Annotated in this window: 14 protein-coding genes; 11 read left to right on the top strand and 3 right to left on the bottom strand. The window is 69.4% G+C overall.

The features are described 5' to 3' along the window. Nucleotides 1-156: 156 nt before the first annotated feature. From LR394_RS34185 to LR394_RS34225, 9 genes are all read left to right on the top strand, one after another. Nucleotides 157-657: a hypothetical protein gene (locus tag LR394_RS34185; RefSeq protein WP_231448776.1), complete on the top strand. Its 501-nt coding sequence runs from the start codon at nucleotides 157-159 to the stop codon at nucleotides 655-657. Nucleotides 658-733: 76 nt separating this feature from the next. Further along, nucleotides 734-2,332, top strand: a complete 1,599-nt coding sequence (locus LR394_RS34190; RefSeq protein WP_231448777.1) for an amidohydrolase — start codon at nucleotides 734-736, stop codon at nucleotides 2,330-2,332. Continuing rightward, the gene (locus LR394_RS34195) at nucleotides 2,329-2,865 is read left to right on the top strand and encodes a hypothetical protein (RefSeq protein ID WP_231448778.1); all 537 of its coding nucleotides are present in this window, start codon (nucleotides 2,329-2,331) and stop codon (nucleotides 2,863-2,865) included. The genes LR394_RS34190 and LR394_RS34195 overlap by 4 nt, the downstream gene beginning before the upstream one ends. Before the next feature lie 38 nt (nucleotides 2,866-2,903). Beyond that, on the top strand, nucleotides 2,904-4,478 hold the full coding sequence (gene kamD / locus LR394_RS34200; RefSeq protein ID WP_231448779.1) for a lysine 5,6-aminomutase subunit alpha: 1,575 nt from the start codon (nucleotides 2,904-2,906) through the stop codon (nucleotides 4,476-4,478). Continuing rightward, nucleotides 4,475-5,206: a lysine 5,6-aminomutase subunit beta gene (kamE, locus tag LR394_RS43405; RefSeq protein WP_231448780.1), complete on the top strand. Its 732-nt coding sequence runs from the start codon at nucleotides 4,475-4,477 to the stop codon at nucleotides 5,204-5,206. Before kamD ends, kamE begins: the two co-directional genes overlap by 4 nt. A 16-nt stretch (nucleotides 5,207-5,222) precedes the next feature. Beyond that, nucleotides 5,223-5,612: a 3-aminobutyryl-CoA ammonia lyase gene (gene kal / locus LR394_RS34210; protein WP_231448781.1), complete on the top strand. Its 390-nt coding sequence runs from the start codon at nucleotides 5,223-5,225 to the stop codon at nucleotides 5,610-5,612. 451 nt (nucleotides 5,613-6,063) lie between these two features. Then, nucleotides 6,064-7,746, top strand: coding sequence for an apolipoprotein N-acyltransferase (lnt, locus tag LR394_RS34215; RefSeq protein WP_231448782.1), 1,683 nt, complete (start codon nucleotides 6,064-6,066; stop codon nucleotides 7,744-7,746). Between the two features lie 19 nt (nucleotides 7,747-7,765). Continuing rightward, nucleotides 7,766-8,596, top strand: a complete 831-nt coding sequence (locus tag LR394_RS34220; RefSeq protein WP_231448783.1) for a polyprenol monophosphomannose synthase — start codon at nucleotides 7,766-7,768, stop codon at nucleotides 8,594-8,596. 5 nt (nucleotides 8,597-8,601) lie between these two features. Beyond that, nucleotides 8,602-9,093, top strand: a complete 492-nt coding sequence (locus LR394_RS34225) for an FxsA family protein (protein ID WP_231448784.1) — start codon at nucleotides 8,602-8,604, stop codon at nucleotides 9,091-9,093. Between the two features lie 140 nt (nucleotides 9,094-9,233). Here LR394_RS34225 and LR394_RS34230 read toward each other — a convergent pair whose 3' ends face one another. From LR394_RS34230 to LR394_RS43410, 3 genes are all read right to left on the bottom strand, one after another. Further along, complete coding sequence (locus LR394_RS34230) at nucleotides 9,234-9,584, bottom strand: RNA polymerase-binding protein RbpA (protein WP_231448785.1); 351 nt, start codon at nucleotides 9,582-9,584, stop codon at nucleotides 9,234-9,236. Nucleotides 9,585-9,815: 231 nt separating this feature from the next. Next, a complete protein-coding gene (locus LR394_RS34235; protein WP_231448786.1) occupies nucleotides 9,816-11,180 on the bottom strand; it encodes an MFS transporter in 1,365 nt (454 codons plus the stop codon). A gap of 26 nt (nucleotides 11,181-11,206) precedes the next feature. Then, complete coding sequence (locus LR394_RS43410; protein ID WP_231448787.1) at nucleotides 11,207-12,394, bottom strand: M15 family metallopeptidase; 1,188 nt, start codon at nucleotides 12,392-12,394, stop codon at nucleotides 11,207-11,209. Nucleotides 12,395-12,598: 204 nt separating this feature from the next. Here LR394_RS43410 and LR394_RS34245 point away from each other — a divergent pair, with 204 nt between their 5' ends. Then, nucleotides 12,599-14,791, top strand: coding sequence for a malate synthase G (locus tag LR394_RS34245; protein ID WP_231448788.1), 2,193 nt, complete (start codon nucleotides 12,599-12,601; stop codon nucleotides 14,789-14,791). 93 nt (nucleotides 14,792-14,884) lie between these two features. Continuing rightward, nucleotides 14,885-16,273 carry an FAD-binding oxidoreductase gene (locus tag LR394_RS34250; protein ID WP_231448789.1) on the top strand — a complete coding sequence of 463 codons (1,389 nt, stop codon included), beginning with the start codon at nucleotides 14,885-14,887 and terminating at the stop codon, nucleotides 16,271-16,273. Nucleotides 16,274-16,409: the final 136 nt, after the last annotated feature.

Consider the following 16,409-nt stretch of genomic DNA (forward strand, 5'->3'; position numbering starts at 1 on the left):
TACAGGAGGGGTGGCCCCCGTCCGAGCTTGAAAAAGCTTGGACGGCGCGGGCCGCCCCTCCTGCGTTTTGGCCAGATCGGGCAGCAAGTTGACAGACCTCACCATTTCGGCAATTCTCGGTTCCAGATCGGAAAAGCCGAATCAACGGGGTGGGGCATGTGCATGCAGCGGGAGCGGATCGAGGTCTCCGACCAGCAGAGCCGGCGCGATCGGGACCTGCAGCGGCACGGTGAGCGCCGCATCGTCCGAGCCCTCATGCAGTGTCGTTTCGGCCACGAGAATCACCCGGAGTTCTGCGTCGCGGTCGACTGGCTGCTGGACTCCGGCCTCGACCAGGCAACGGTGGCCGAGGCCATCTACCGGGCCGACAGCCTGCCCGATGTGGCGCTGATCATGGAGGCAGTCCGCAGCGGCGTGCAGTTCAGCGTGGCCGAGATAGCCGACTTCTGCCGTGAGGACTTCGTCGAGGCGTCGGCCTGGATCTTCACCGCGCTGCTCCTGCACCGCTTCGGGCCTCTGCCCGGTATCCCCGAGATCGCTGATCAGCTGGTCGAGCTGCAGGCCGGCGAGCTGGCCGTGATCCACGCCATCCACCGTGAGAGCTCACCGCACGGCGCGCTCGAGGCGGTCCGCCGTACCTCCACCCGTACGGTCTGAATCGAGAGCCACGCTGCCCGCGCCAACCGGCCGCGGGCAGCGAGCTCCGCGAAGGGGCATGAGCCACACTGCAACGGTGAGCTCGATTCTTTACCGCGGTGCCCTCCTGCCTGAAGCACCGCTGCCAGCGCCTGACCAACCTCGGCGCTGGGCGGTGCTGGTCCGGGACGGGGCAGTGGCAGCCGTTCGGCCGGATGGGCAGGCGGAGCCGAACGACGCTGACAAGGTCGTGGACCTGGCCGGAGCGTTGCTGCTGCCCGGGTTCGTGGATGCCCATGTTCACGTCACGGATACCGGGCTGCTCCTGGCCGGGGTGGACTGCTCACCAGCCCGGACGGTGAACGAGATTCTGGACGCGGTGGCCGATCTGGCCCGGCGCAATCCCGGACGTCAGGTGCTTGGGCACGGGTGGGACGAGCTGAACCTGGCCGAGGGCCGCTCGCCGACGGCGATGGAGTTGGATCGGGCCAGCGGTGGGGCAGTGGTGTACCTCTCCCGGGTGGACGTGCACTCGGCGGTGGTCTCGACCCGGCTGGCCGAGCAGGCCCGGCTGAGCGAGTACGAGGGGTGGGACGGGAGCGGACGGGTCGAGCGGGATGCGCATCACCAGGCCCGGCACGCCACGCGCTTCGAGATCCCGGCCGGAGAACGACGAGAGCTGCAGATGCTGGCGCTACGGCACGCGGCAGCCATGGGGATTACGCAGGTGCACGAGATGTCGGCGCCCCACATCGCCCCGGACGAGGACCTGCTCGCCCTGCTAGAGATCGGCAGGGAGCCCGGCCTACCGGAGGTAGTGGCCTACCGCGGCGAGTTGGCTGAGGACGAGGCTGCGGTGCGGGCGGTGCTGGAGCGGTTCGGCGGGCAACTGGCCGGCCTGGCCGGTGACCTGATGATGGACGGATCTTTCGGTTCGCGCACCGCCGGGCTGCTGGCCGACTACGAGGATGCCCACGGTCATCGCGGTCACCTGTACGCGAGCGCTGCTCAGGTGCGCGATCACATCGTTGCCTGCACCCGAGCCGGTGTGCAGGGCGGCTTTCACGTGATCGGCGACGGCGCAGTGGCGGAACTGGTCGAGGGGTTGCGCAGGGCCGCCGAAGTGCTGGGTGCCGAGACCGTCCGGGCCGCCGCGCATCGCTTTGAGCACGTCGAAGGCATCGGCGCGGCCGATATCGAGGCTCTGGCCCAGTTCGGGGTGGTGGCCAGTGTCCAGCCGGCCTTCGACGCCTTCTGGGGCGGGGAGGAGAAGATGTACGCGGTGCGGCTGGGGCGTCGGCGGGCGCTGGCCATGAACCCCTTCGCCGGTCTGCACCAGGCTGGAGTCGCGCTGGCCTTCGGCTCGGACAGTCCGGTCACCCCGTTCGCGCCCTGGGAAGGGGTGCGGGCAGCTCTCAGGCATCACAACCCGGACCAGCGCCTGGACGTTCACACCGCCCTGGAGGCGCACACGGTGGGCGGTCTGCGAGCCGTCCGGCGCAAGGCATCACTGCGGATCCGTGTAGGCGACCCGGCCACCTTTACCGCCTGGACCTCGCCGGGCATCCGGGTGGCCGGCGCGACAGACCGCCCCACCCCGCTGGCGCTCCTGGCCGAGGAACTCACCGGCGGCGACCCAACCCCGGTGCGCACCCCGTCCTCAATTACCCTTGCGACGAAGGGGACCGCCACATGACCATTGCTGAGCACTGGAACACCAGCCAGGACGAACGTGAGGCCGTCTACGACTGTGACGAGCTTCTGCCCGATGCGCCCAGCCGCCTGACGCGGGCGGTGGACGTAAAGACCGATCCGCGCACCATGTTTCGTCGGCTCACGCAATTGCGCGCAGCGCCGTACAGTTTCGACCTGATCGACAACCTGGGCCGGCGCAGCCCGCGCGAACAGCTGCCCTGGTGCTGGGATCTTGAGGTCGGGCAGCGGGTGGCCACGATCTTCACGCTGACCTCGTTCCGGCCGGGTGAGCAGATGACGATTCACATGGATTCCGGACCGGCTCGCGTCTTCGGCGACACCGCCATCACCTACCAGGTGAATCCGCAGGGCTCGGACTGTCGTCTGGTGGCGGTGCTGCGCGGAAAGGATGCTCCAGGGCCGCTCGGGGGTGCCCGCCGGCATCTGCTGGCCTGGGGTGATCTGGTGATGATGCGCAAGCAACTGCGCACCCTGGCCCGGCTGGCCGAGCGCGACGACCGCGCGCGGCCGTAAGTCTTCCTGTTTTCCGGGCTCGGTGCGACACTTCTTACGTGAAATCGAGCCAGAGTGCGTTGATTCATCTGGATCGGGCTCAGGTGCGCCGGGCTCGCACTCTGGCGCGCCGGGCCGGCCGCCCGATCGTGGATCTGGCCACCTCGCACACCACGGTCTCGCTCGAGCGGGCCACCATTCGCCTGGCCGGGCTGGAGGGGGCCGACGGCGAGCGGGTGCCGTGGGTGAACCGCCTGGTCGACGCGGTGCGCCAGGAGGTCGGGCTGGAGCACGGGGTGGCCCTGCCGGTCTGGGATGCACTGGTGCGCGGGCAGGCCCCGGATCTGCTCACCTTGGCGCAGAAGGCGGCGACCGGCGGGGGAGGGTTCCGGATCCCGGCCGGCCGGGACCTCGTCCGGGCTCGATCGGCAGCGAAAAAAGCTGTAGGTCAGGGTATTCGGCGGATCGACAACAGCCGGCGGCAACGGGAGCGGCTGATCCGGCGCCATGGTGACGCCCCGCGTCGGCCCTGGATCTACCTGATCGTGGCGACCGGTGACATCTACGAGGACATCCCGCAGGCCTGTGCCGCGGCCCGGGCCGGGGCCGACGTGATCGCGGTGATCCGTTCCACCGGGCAGAGTCTGCTCGACTACGTGCCGGAAGGTGCTACCCGAGAAGGGTATGCGGGTACCTACGCCACCGGTGAGAACTTCCGGCTGATGCGGGCGGCCCTCGACGAGGTGAGCCGTGAACTGGGGCGTTACGTGCGGCTGACGAACTACGCGTCCGGCCTGTGCATGCCCGAGATCGCGGCCCTGGCGGGGATGGAACGCCTCGACATGATGCTGAACGACTCGATGTACGGCATCCTCTTTCGCGACATCAATCCGGTGCGGACCTTCGTCGATCAGCGCTTCAGCCGCCAGATCCACGCCCGGGCAGGCATTGTCATCAACACCGGCGAGGACAACTACCTCACCACGGCCGACGCGGTGGAGGCGGCGCACACCGTCACGGTCTCGCAGCTGCTGAACGAGTTCTTCGCGAAAGAGGCGGGCCTGCCTGAGGAACTGATGGGCCTGGGGCACGCTTTCGAGATCGATCCAGCGGTGCCGCAGTCGTTCCGCCTCGAGCTGGCTCACGCCCTGCTGGCCCGCACGCTGTTCCCGGCCGCGCCGCTGAAGTGGATGCCGCCGACCCGGCACATGACCGGCGACGTGTTCCGGGGGTACCTGCTCAACGGCTTCTTCAATCTCGCCGGAGCCCTGACCGGGCAGGGGATTCTGCTGGTCGGGATGATGACCGAGGCGGTGGTCACACCCTGGCTGTCGGACCGGGACCTGGCCCTGGACAACGTGCGGTACGTGCTGGACGCCTGTGAGGGGCTGACCGAGGATTTCAACCCTCCGCCCGACGGTTTCATCGCCAACCGCGCGCAGCAGGTGCTGGGTGAAGCGGTCGAGTTGCTGGAAAGAATTGTGGACGAGGGGTTGCTGGCGGCGATCGGAGACGGCACCTTCGCGGGGATGCGCCGCCCGGAGAACGCAGGCCGGGGCCTGGACGGGGTGGTGAAACGGGCCGACGGCTACGTGAACCCGGCGATCGAGGCACTGGAGGTGGTTGCGCCGTGACCGAGCGGAAACTCGTGCGACCGTACGGAGACACCACCGGCGACGGAATGGTGCAGGTGTCGTTCACCCTGCCGGTTCCGGCCGGAAAGCAGGCCGAGGGAGCGGCAGCGCAACTGGCCGCCTCGATGGGGATCGATCCGGCGATGGTGGTGCATTCCAAGGCGGTTGGGGCGGACCACACGTTCTTCGTGATCTACGGGCCGGTGAAGCATCTGGTCGATCTGTCGGCGGTCACGGTTGCGGAGAGGGATTACCCCCTGCTTTCACCGAAGGAGGTGAATACCGGCATTCGGCGGGGTCTTCGGCGGAAGATGGTGGTGCTGGGTGCGTGCGTCGGAACCGATGCGCATACCGTCGGAATCGACGCGATCCTGAACATCAAGGGCTTCGCCGGTGAAAAGGGACTGGAGTACTACCGGGAGATGCGGGTGGTGAACCTTGGCGCCCAGGTCGGTGTTCCGCAGCTGGTCGAGCGGGCCCAGAAGGAAAAAGCCGACGCGGTACTGATCTCGCAGGTGGTCACCCAGAAAGAGGCGCACCTGACCACGACTCGGGAGGTTGCGGCCGCGTTTTCCGAGGCGTATCCGGCCGGGCGTCGTCCACTGCTGGTGGTCGGCGGGCCGCGCTTCGACGAAAGCGCCGCCGCGGCACTGGGGGTCGATCGGATCTTCGGCCGGGGCACCACGCCCGGCGAGGTGGCCTCATACCTGGCGCACGCTCTTGTCTGACCAAAAGGTGGGGGGCGTGACCGAGGAGGATCCACGACTCGGGCTGACAGTCGTCCATAAGCGGTATGTATCGGCAGCGCAGGCCCATTACGCCGGAAATCTGGTGGACGGGGCGTTCGGCCTGGCGCTCTTCGGCGACGTGGCTACCGAACTCTGTATCCGGACGGACGGGGACGAAGGTTTGTTCGCCTCGTACTCCGACGTGCAGTTTCTGGGGGAGATCCGGGGCGGGGACGTCGTCGAGACAAAAGGGACGGTGGTCCGGGTGGGCCGGCGCTCCCGGGAGATCGAGTTCCTGGCCTCGGTGCTCTGCCGGGGGCGCCCCGACCTGGGGATCTCGGCCGCCGAGGTGCTGACGGAACCAATCGTGGCAATTCGGGCCAGGGGGACGGTTGTGGTGCCCTGACTCGGGTGGGAAGGGAAAACCTCACCCGTGTAATTACTTTAGGTGGACACGCCGTGACTGTGAGAAACGGTACGTTCGGCGGAGTAGCTCGCGGGCCCCAGGAGTAACGCGCTGACCTGCGTCGATGGGGCAAACCTGCAGGTCAGCGAGCCGAATTGTCGACGGCGCCGGAGTTCACTAGCCTCGTCGGCGCGATCGCTGGGTTTCCGGTGATTGCCAGGGACGTCGGCCGGACTCGCGTCGCTCAGTAGACAACGGTGTTGTCCGTACAGCCAGTGCGGGCAGCGGCGGTCCGAAGGGTGATGCGGGTTCGGTCGGGCACCTGCCGGTGGGACCACACGATTGGTTCCGGAAGTCGTTCGGTCCCGCTGGTCAGGGTCAGCCGTCACGCCAGGCGGTCAGGCCCCGACCAGCGCCCGTTCGCCACACCGGCACCCCGTATTCTTACGGGATGAGCGATTCGGCCGTGGTTCCGCCCGGCATCGGCGAGACATTCAGCCGTGAGGCGGAACCAGCGGTCATCGTCACGCAGCACAAGCCTTCCCGGTCCTTCCCGGACTCCCTGAAGTCGCGCTCGACCTGGGCCCGGCTGGCCCTGGCGGCTGCCTCCGGCTTCGTCCTCTACCTGGCCTTTCCCGGGATCGACCTCTGGCCGCTGGCTCCGGTCGGGGTGGCCGGCCTGGCCCTGGCCACGCACGGCGTGAGCAAGAAGTTCGGGGCGCTGCTGGGCTTCGTGTTCGGCCTGGTGTTCTTCCTGCGGCTGATTCCCTGGATCGGGATCTTCGTCGGGGCCTTCCCGTGGATCGCGCTGAGCGTGACCGAGGCGCTGTACCTGACCGCGATGGGCGCGCTGCTGCCTCTGGTCTGGCGGGTGCGCGGTGGTCTGGGCGGTCTGCTGCTGGCCTCGGGCGGGCTGTGGGTGGCCCAGGAGATGATCCGGGGCAGCTGGCCGTTCGGCGGCTTCCCGTGGGGCCGGCTGGCGTTCTCGCAGTCCGAGGCGCCGACGGCGGGGCTGGCCTCGATCGGCGGGGCGCCGCTGGTCTCGTTCGCGGTGGCGGTCGCCGGCACGCTCCTGGCCTGGGTGGTGCTGAAGGTCTGGCAGGCCCGGGCGCTGCCCTGGCGGGCGGGTCCGGGCCTGGTGGCGGTGCTGGCCGTGATGGGTGTGGGCCTGCTGATCCCGCTGCCGACCGAAGGTGATTCGACCACCCGGGTCGCGGCGATCCAGGGCAACGTGCCGCGGATCGGCCTGGACTTCAACGCCCAGCGCCGGGCGGTGCTGGACAACCACGTGCAGGCCACGCTGGAGCTGGCCGAGCGGGTGCGCAACGGTGAGGCGGAGCAGCCGGACGTGGTGCTCTGGCCGGAGAACGCCAGCGACATCGACCCGCTGATCAACGCCGATGCGGCCGCCGAGATCAGCGCGGCCACCGATGCGATCGGCGTGCCGATCCTGATCGGCGCGGTGCTGCAGGGGCCGGACGACCACGTGACCAACGCGGGCATCGTCTGGCGGCCGAGTGAGGGCGCCGGCACCGGGGACGACAGCACGTACGCCAAGCGGCACCCGGCGCCGTTCGCCGAATACATCCCCTACCGCGACTTCTTCCGCAACTTCAGCAAGAAGGTCGACCTGGTCACCCGGGACTTCATCTCCGGCGACGAACTGCGCGAGAACCCGGTCGGGGTGATGCGGATGGGCGTGGACGACCAGGTGCGGGTCGGCGACGTGATCTGCTTCGAGGTGGCCTACGACAGCCTGGTGCGTGAGTCGGTCCAGGCCGGGGCCACGATGCTGGCGGTGCAGACCAACAACGCCACGTTCGGCTACACCGCCGAGAGCGTGCAGCAGCTGGCCCAGTCGCGGTTGCGGGCGATCGAGACCGGTCGCACGGTGGTCAACATCAGCACGGTCGGCGTCAGTGGCATCATTCTCCCCGACGGGACGACAGCCGCCCGTTCCGGTCACTACACCCAGGAAGTGCTCGAGGCCACGGTCCCGTTGCGGACCGAGCTGACGATCGCGACCCGGGTGGGTGCCTGGCCGGAGTGGATCCTGAGCGCGCTCGGCCTGGCCCTCCTGGCAGGCAGCGCCGTCGCCGCCCGCCGCCGCACCGACGACCGCAAGACCCAGTGAGAAGGGCGAATTCCCCCGCATGACGACGCAGGCCCGGTCCGGCCGGGTACTGGTGATCATCCCCACGTACAACGAGCTGGAGAATCTGCCCCTGATCGTGCGGCGCCTGCGCGCCGCCGAGCCGTCGGCCCACGTCCTGGTGGCCGACGACAACAGCCCGGACGGCACCGGCAAGCTCGCCGACCAGCTGGCCGAGGCCGACGATCACGTGCACGTGATGCACCGCGAAGGTAAGCAGGGCCTGGGCGCCGCTTACATCGCCGGCTTCCGCTGGGGTCTGGAGCACGGCTACGACGTGCTCGTCGAGATGGACGCCGACGGCTCGCACCCGCCAGAGCAGCTGCCCGACCTGCTGGACCGGATCGAGGCCGGCGCCGACCTGGCGATCGGATCGCGGTACGTGGCCGGGGGCAGCTCGGTGAACTGGCCCAAGCGCCGCCAGCTGCTCAGCAAGGGGGCCAACACCTACGTGGCGCTGGCCCTGAACCTGCACGTCAAGGACTCGACGGCGGGGTTCCGGGCGTTCCGGGCGACCACCCTGGAGAAGATCGACCTTGACGACGTGGACTCCCAGGGCTACTGCTTCCAGGTCGATCTGACCATGCGGGCAATTCGCCGGGGTCTGCGCGTGGACGAAGTGCCCATCACGTTCGTTGAACGAGAGCACGGTACGAGCAAGATGGACCAGGCGATCGTGGTGGAGGCGTTGTGGCGAGTAACCCGATGGGGAGTCCGGTACCGGACCACCCAGGTCAGCGAGCAGGCTCGGCGGGTGGCGGACCGTTCACCCAGGCGCGGCAAGGTGGGCAGCAGCCCGGACAGCGGCAACCCCGACGCTCCGGCCGGCTGAGGTGGGTGCTGGCGGCGGCGTTGCTGCTGCCGCTGGTCGAGCTGTTCGTGGCGATCCAGGTGGGCCGCTCGATCGGCGGCCTGGCGGTGTTCGGGCTGCTGGTGCTCGGCTCCGCGCTGGGCATGCTGGTGATCCAGCGCCAGGGGCGCTCGGCCTGGCAGGCGGTGCGCAGCTCGGCCCAGACCGGCACGCCGCCCAACCGTAATCTGGCCGACGCGGCGGTGCTGATGCTGGCCGGGCTGCTGCTGATCATTCCCGGCTTCGTCACCGACGCGGTGGCGCTGCTCCTGCTGCTGCCGTTCACCCGGCCGCTGGCGCGCAAGCCGATCGAGCAGTTCTTCCGGCGGGCGGCGGCCGACCAGGTGACGGTGCGCACGGCCTACGTGAACGGCCAGCAGTTCCGCACGAGCGCGCCCGGGCAGCCGCGGTTCGGCCCCGGATTCGGCCGCAGCGACGTGGTCGAGGGCGAGATCGTGGACGACGAGCGGCGCAGCTGAGCGGTACGCAGGTCACCGGCTCACCGAGGTGAGCCGGTGCGCCGCGGTGCGCACAGCGTCCAGAAGCAGACACGAGAAAGCCCGGCCTCCCTGACGAAGGGGAGAACCGGGCTCTGCTCGTCTGTTGGCGCTTGCGCGCGTTACGCCGAACGGCGTCCGTGGAAGCGACCCGAGCGCAGCAGCGCCAGTCGCTCTTCCAGCAGCGTTTCCAGTTCGGCCGTGGTGCGTCGTTCCATCAGCATGTCCCAGTGCGTACGGGCCGGCTTGGTGGCCTTCGGCTCCGGCAGCTCGGCGTCCTCGCGCAGTGCGAACTCGCCGCAGCGGCACTCCCAGAGCGGGGGCACATCTGCTTCCATCGACATCGGAACGACGATGGAATGCCCGTTTTTGCAGTTGTATCTGATGTCCTGGCGGGCGGCCGGCTGAATCCCCGACTCACTCTCCAGACTCGAGGCTCCAAGGCGCGTCCCGCGCATGCTCCGCTCACCCATGACGGCTCCCTCCGCGACTGACGGCCAGTCTCACAAGCGCACAACGCCTTTGTTCGACGAGATGTTCCTGTGATGTGACGTCGTTGCCCGCTCCCGTCCGATCACCGGACGACTCAATGCGTCAACCAGAGCGTACAGAGCGTTATTCCATTGAGATAGGCCTGGCGGCAAATATTTCAGCATGTAGTCAGTGGGCCGTTGCGGATCGTGACAATCTCGCGATCCGTGATCTCAGATCACTGCGGGTACCGGGTTTCCGGCCTGGGTGATTCCTTTGCGCACATTCACCCGACTGAGCAGTAGAGCGCCGATCACGAAGAACCCGATCAGGATGATGATGGCCCAGCGGTACGAACCGGTCAGCTGGAAGGTCAGGCCGAAGGCGAGGGTGCCCAGCCAGCTGGTGCCGCGCTCGCAGGCGGCGTAGAGGCTGAAGTACTCGGCCTCGCGGCCGCGCGGGATCAGGTGACTGTAGAGCGAGCGGGACAGCGCCTGGGTGCCGCCCAGGGTCAGGCCGATCAGCGCGGCCAGGGCGGCGAAGGGCAGGAACTGCCCGTACGGCAGGAAGTAGCCCACCCCGATCACCGCGCACCACAGGAAGAGGCTGCCCAGGACGGTGCGGTAGGCGCCGATCCGGGCCGCCACCCGGCCGAACGACAGAGCCCCGCCGATCGCCACGAACTGCACGATCAGGATCGCCAGGATGAGCTGGTCGGAGTCGAGGCCGAGCTGCTCCTGGGCATAGATGCTGGAGGCGTAGATCACGGTCTGGATGCCGTCGTTGAACACCAGGTAGGCGATCAGGAAGGCCAGGGTCTGCGGGTAGCCGCGCAGATGCCGCAGGGTGTCCAGGAGCTGCCCGAACGAGGCCCGGACCAGCTCGCCCCGGCCCGGCGGGAGCGGCTGCGCCGGCGGGCGGTCCTGTAGTCGCAGGAACGGGATGATCGTGAAGCCGCCCCACCACAGGCCGGCCACGAGCAGGTTCAGGCGGACGGCTTCCTCGGTGCTCAGGCCGATCGCCTCGTGCTGGCTGACGGTGAGCAGGTTGACCACCAGGAGCACGGTGCCGCCCACGTAGCCGGTGGCCCAGCCCCGGCTGGAGACCCGATCGCGCTCGTCCGGGCCGGCCACGTCGATCAGCAGCGAGTCGTAGACCACGATGCTGCAGGCGAACGCCAGCGTGGCGATCAGCTGCAGCACCACCCCGAGTTCCCAGTTGTCACCGGTCAGGAACACCATCGAGGCTCCCGCGGCGGCACCGACCCAGGCGAAGCCGCCGAGCATGGTGCGCTTGCGCCCGGTGCGGTCGGCCAGCGCGCCGACCAGCGGCAGCAGCAGCGCGGAGGTCAGGGTGGCGAAGGTGACCACGTACAGCGAGAGCGAGCCGGGGGCGATCGGGACACCGAGCACGCTCAGGTCGGTACGGCAGGCCAGATCGGTGTCCTGGCCGGGGCAGGCGTCCCGCTTGGCCAGCACGGTGAGGTAGGGGCCCAGCAGGACGGTCAGGGTGGTGGTGAGGAAGGCGCTGTTCGCCCAGTCGTAGACGTACCAGGCCCGTTGTTCACGAAGGCGTCCGGTACTGGGCGAAGCGGTCATCGGACCATGATGGCGGGCCCGGGGAACTAGCCGCTGAACTCCCAGTGCCAGGCCTCGGGCCGGGAACCGTCCGGCTGGGCCCAGGCCGGGTGGAACCAGCCGAACCCGGGGGCGTTGGCGAACAGCCACTCGTGCTCGGGGGTGCCGAAGTTCTGGATGCCGCCGCACAGGTCGGTGGCGGTGCCCCAGCCGTGGTTGCTGGTGCCGGGGCGGGCGGCCAGGTTCGGTTTGGTGGCGTACAGGCGCACCTGGGTCCGGTACTCGCGGTAGGAGTCGGTGACGCAGATCGGGGTGCCGAACCGCTCGGCGTAGGCGGCGCTGAGCTGGTCGAAGGCGAAGGCCGCGTCGGCGCGCAGGTGGTGGCCGGGGGCGCTGGCCAGCGGGCACAGCGCGGTCAGCGGGATCTCGCCGTTGGGGTAGAGGCTGAGATCGCCGGCGCCGGTGCAGGTGCCGACCGGTCCACTGCGACCGGCCGGACGAGCGGCCCGGGCCCGGAGCCGGCGCTGGCGTTTCTGGGCCTGTCTGACCTGGCGGTCGGTGCCGGCCAGCTGGATCTCGGCCTCGTCCAGGGCTCGTCGTTGCCGGGCCACCGCGGCGTCGGCCTCGACCTTGGCCCGGTCGGCCTGATCCGCCGCCGTGCTCGCCGTCTCGGTGGCCTGCGCCGCGGCGACCGCTGCCCGTCCGGCCCGGAGCTCGGCGCGGCGCCCAGAACTCAGGTCGGCCGTGCGGTCCTCACCGATCCGCCGCAGGGCGCGCAAAGTGGCGCTGAGCCCGGCCTCGTCCCGGCCGGCGCCGTTGGTGCCGAGCAGGGTGTTCAGAGTCGGGCTGGCGTTCAGGCCGCTGCCGCCCTGGTACGCCTGCCGGGCCCAGGTGCCGACCTTCAGGCGGGCGGCGATCACATCCTGGTTGGCCTGCTCCAGTTCCTCGTCGCGGCGATCCTCTTCGACCTGTGCGCGCTGAAGTTCGCGCAGCGACGTGGTGTAGGCCTCGAGCGCCTGACTGGCCAGCACCGCGGCCGCTCGAGTCGCCTTCCGGGCATCGCGTACCTCGCCGGCCTGCGCCTCGGCCTGGGCCCGGAGGTCGTCCACCTTCCGGTTCTGAGCCTGGAGTTCGGCCTGCGTCGGCTCCCGTTCGGCCGCGCCGGCTACGTCTGGCGTGGTGAGCACGAGGACCCCGGCGACGAGCAGGACGGGCAGGCGCCGGCGGATGTTCACAGTGTCAGCGTTCGACGTCGGTGGCGGGCTGCTGAACGGGCCACGTCGCTGCACACCGTGACATCACCCACCCGGAGTACCGCGAGGCTGCCACCGACCGGTGACCGTCGGCCGAACACGGGGTGGCCAAGAGCTCTCGACACGATTCGATCTGCACATAAAGTGGTGGCGCCCGGAGCACCCACTCTCTTGTGAGGCGGAAACATGACCGACTACACCTCCCTGGGATCCCTGCAGGTCGCCACCGATCTCAAGGAGTTCGTCGAGAACGAGGCCCTCACCGGCTGTGCGGTCGGCGCGGACGCGTTCTGGTCCGGCCTGGCCCGGCTGGTGGCCGACCTCGCCCCCCGCAATCGGGAGCTGCTCCAGGAGCGCGACCGGCTGCAGACCGAGATCGACCAGTGGCACCGCGAACGCGCCGGGCAGCCGTTCGACGCCGCCGGGTACGAGGCGTTCCTGCGGGAGATCGGCTACCTGGTGGCGGATCCGGAGCCGATACAGATCGGCACCAGCGGGGTGGACGACGAGATCGCCCGGATCGCCGGGCCGCAGCTGGTGGTGCCGGTCTCGAACGCCCGCTACTCGCTGAACGCGGCCAACGCCCGCTGGGGTTCGCTGTACGACGCGCTGTACGGCACCGACGCGCTGGGTGAGGCGCCGCCGGCCGGTGGGTACGACGCGGAGCGCGGCGCGAAGGTGATCGCGTACGGGCGGGACTTCCTCGACCGCATCGCCCCGCTGGCCGAGGGCAGCCACGCCGACGCGGGCGGTTACGCGGTGGCCGGTGGCGAGCTGGTGGTGCACGTGCCGTCGGGCAAGACAACGCTGTCCGACCCGGGCCTTTTCGCCGGGTACACCGGCACCGCGACCGAGCCGGACAGCGTGCTTCTGGTGCACCACGGCCTGCACGTCGAGATCGTCTTCGACCGGCAGGGGACGATCGGGCGCACCGACGGCGCCTCGGTGCAGGACATCGTGCTGGAGTCGGCGGTCACCACGATCGTCGACTTCGAGGACTCGGTGGCCGCGGTCGACGCCGCCGACAAGGTCCGGGACTACCGCACCTGGCTGGGCCTGAGCCGGGGGGATCTGAGTGCCCCGGTGACCAAGGGCGGGCAGACCTTCGAGCGCACGCTGAACCGGGACCGGGCCTACGCGGTGCCGCGCAACCACGGTGAGCAGCTGGTGCTGCCCGGCCGGGCGCTGATGTTCGTGCGCAACGTCGGGCACCTGATGACGACCGACGCGGTGCTCGACTCCACCGGCGCGCAGGTTCCCGAGGGCATCCTGGACGCGGTGATCACCACCCTGGCCGCGCTGCCCGGCCTGCGCTCGGGGGCGAACAGCCGCACCGACTCGGTGTACATCGTGAAGCCGAAGATGCACGGCCCGGCCGAGGTGGCCTTCGCCGTGCAGCTTTTCGAGCGCACCGAGGAGCTGCTGCGGCTGCCCAGCAACACGATCAAGCTGGGCCTGATGGACGAGGAGCGGCGGACCTCGCTGAACCTGGGCGCCTGCATCGCCGCCGCGCGCGACCGGATCGTGTTCATCAACACCGGTTTCCTGGACCGCTCCGGCGATGAGATCCACACCTCGATGGAGGCCGGGCCGCTGGTGCGCAAGGAGGAGATGCGCTCGCAGCACTGGCTGACCTCGTACGAGAAGCGCAACGTGGAAACCGGTCTGGCCTACGGCTTCGCCGGCCGGGCGCAGATCGGCAAGGGCATGTGGGCGATGCCCGACCTGATGGCCGACATGCTGCAGCAGAAGATCGGCCAGCCCCGGGCAGGCGCCACCACCGCCTGGGTGCCCTCACCCACCGCGGCCACGCTGCACGCCCTGCACTATCACGACGTGGATGTGCCTGCGGTGCAGGCAGAACTGGCGGAGCAGGGCCGGCGGACGTCGGTGGCCGACCTGCTGCGGATCCCTCTCGGTGATCCGGGTCAGTGGGACGAGGCGGTGCGCGCCGAGCAGGTCGACAACAACTGTCAGTCGATCCTGGGGTACGTGGTGCGCTGGGTGGATCACGGGGTCGGCTGTTCCAAGGTTCCGGACATCCATGACGTCGGGCTGATGGAAGACCGCGCCACCCTGCGGATCTCGAGCCAGCTGCTGGCGAACTGGCTGCGGCACGGCGTGATCTCCCAGGAGCAGGTGCGCGAAAGCCTGGCCCGGATGGCGGCCGTGGTCGACCAGCAGAACGCGGGCGACGACGAGTACCGGCCGATGGCCGCCGATCTGGAGAACAGCCAGGCCTTCCTGGCGGCCAGTGACCTGATCTTCCAGGGTGCGCGGCAGCCCAACGGGTACACCGAGCCGATCCTGCACGCCCGGCGCCGGGCTGCGAAGGCGGTGCGCTCGATGACCCACCCCACCGGTCTGCCGGTGGGGTAGGGCCTGCCTGACTGCTCTGAGTTCTGTCTCGTCGCCGCGGCAGCACTCGCTTATGGTGGCCGAAAGACGCCTCACCGCTGAGGAGCTTGGCCGATGACCGATGTGCTGGTGCAACCGTCACAGACCGCGATCGACGAACTCGTGGCCGCCCTGCCCGAGGGGGTGGTGGTGACCGAGGCGGTGCTCACGGACAAGTACCGCTTCGACCGGGCGGCGGATCCGGACGCGGGGGTGCCCGTGGCCGTGGTCCGGGCCGAGAGCACCGAGCAGGTGCAGACGGCGCTGCGCTGGGCGTCCGAGCATCGGGTGGCGGTGGTGCCCAGGGGCGCAGGCACCGGGCTCTCCGGCGGAAGTACGGCGCTGACCGGCGGAATCGTGGTCTCCACCGAGCGGATGCGGGCGATCTCGGTGGATCCGCTCAGCCGGGTCGCGGTGGTCCAGCCCGGCCTGCTCAACGCCGAGGTCAAGCAGGCCGCGGCGCAGGCGGGCCTGTGGTATCCGCCGGACCCGTCCTCGTTCGAGATCTGCTCGATCGGCGGCAACATCGCCACCAACGCCGGCGGGCTGTGCTGCGTGAAATACGGCGTGACCACCGACTACGTACTGGCGCTGGAGGTGGTGCTGGCCGACGGCCGGGCGCTGCGGCTGGGCGGGCCGCGGCTGAAGGACTCGGCCGGGCTGTCGCTGACCAAGCTGTTCGTCGGCAGCGAGGGTACGCTCGGCATCATCACCGAGGTCACTCTGCGCCTGATGCCGCCGCAGCACCCGCCGCGCACCGTGGTGGCCAGTTTCGCCGACACCCACGCGGCCACCGAGGCCATCGTGGCGATCACCTCGAAGCTGCGCCCGGCGATGCTGGAGTACATGGACCGGGCCACGGTCAGCGCGGTGGAGGACAACCTGCGGATGGGCCTGGACCGCTCGGCGGCGGCGCTGCTGGTGGCCCAGACCGACACCGAAGGCACCACCGCCGACCGGGAACTCGCGCAGATCGTGGCCGCGTGCGAGGCCTGCGGTGCGGGGGAGGTGCTGGCCACGGACGACCCGGCCGAGGGGGAGGCGTTCACGGTGGCCCGGCGCCAGGCGATCCCGTCGATCGAGAAGAAGGGCAAACTGCTGCTTGAGGACGTCGGGGTCGCCGTTCCGCGTCTGCCCGCCCTGGTCGCGGGGATCGAGAAGATCGCGGCTGCGCGCTCGGTGGTGATCGCGCTGATCGCGCACGCAGGGGACGGGAACACGCATCCGCTGATCGTTTTCGACCCGGCCGATGCTGATGCTGCGGCCCGGGCCCAGGCGGCTTTCGGCGAGGTGATGGACCTGGCGATCGAGCTGGACGGGACGATCACCGGGGAGCACGGGGTGGGACGGCTGAAGCAACCTTGGTTGCAGGCTCAGGTGGGGGCGGACGTGATGGATCTGAGCCGGCGGATCAAGGAGGCGGTGGACCCGCTGGGGATCATGAATCCGGGGGCTGTGCTGTGAGTCTGGCTTGTTTGTCGTAGGGCTCTGGTAGAACTCCCTCCCATAAGGGGCGGGGGAGGTGGTGGCCGTCGCTACCTGAAGCTAGAGGGGCTCGGACGGGGCAACGGCATTGGGAAGACAAAACACGTCATACGGT

Source organism: Kineosporia babensis (genome assembly GCF_021129305.1).
GTDB lineage: Bacteria > Actinomycetota > Actinomycetes > Actinomycetales > Kineosporiaceae > Kineosporia > Kineosporia babensis.

Coding starts and splice junctions, on each gene's coding strand:
- LR394_RS34185 (WP_231448776.1), top strand. CDS start 157: ATGTGCATGCAGCGGGAGCGGATCGAGGTCTCCGACCAGCAGAGCCGG.
- LR394_RS34195 (WP_231448778.1), top strand. CDS start 2,329: ATGACCATTGCTGAGCACTGGAACACCAGCCAGGACGAACGTGAGGCC.
- lnt (WP_231448782.1), top strand. CDS start 6,064: ATGAGCGATTCGGCCGTGGTTCCGCCCGGCATCGGCGAGACATTCAGC.
- LR394_RS34220 (WP_231448783.1), top strand. CDS start 7,766: ATGACGACGCAGGCCCGGTCCGGCCGGGTACTGGTGATCATCCCCACG.
- LR394_RS34230 (WP_231448785.1), bottom strand. CDS start 9,584: ATGGGTGAGCGGAGCATGCGCGGGACGCGCCTTGGAGCCTCGAGTCTG.
- LR394_RS34235 (WP_231448786.1), bottom strand. CDS start 11,180: ATGACCGCTTCGCCCAGTACCGGACGCCTTCGTGAACAACGGGCCTGG.
- LR394_RS34245 (WP_231448788.1), top strand. CDS start 12,599: ATGACCGACTACACCTCCCTGGGATCCCTGCAGGTCGCCACCGATCTC.
- LR394_RS34250 (WP_231448789.1), top strand. CDS start 14,885: ATGACCGATGTGCTGGTGCAACCGTCACAGACCGCGATCGACGAACTC.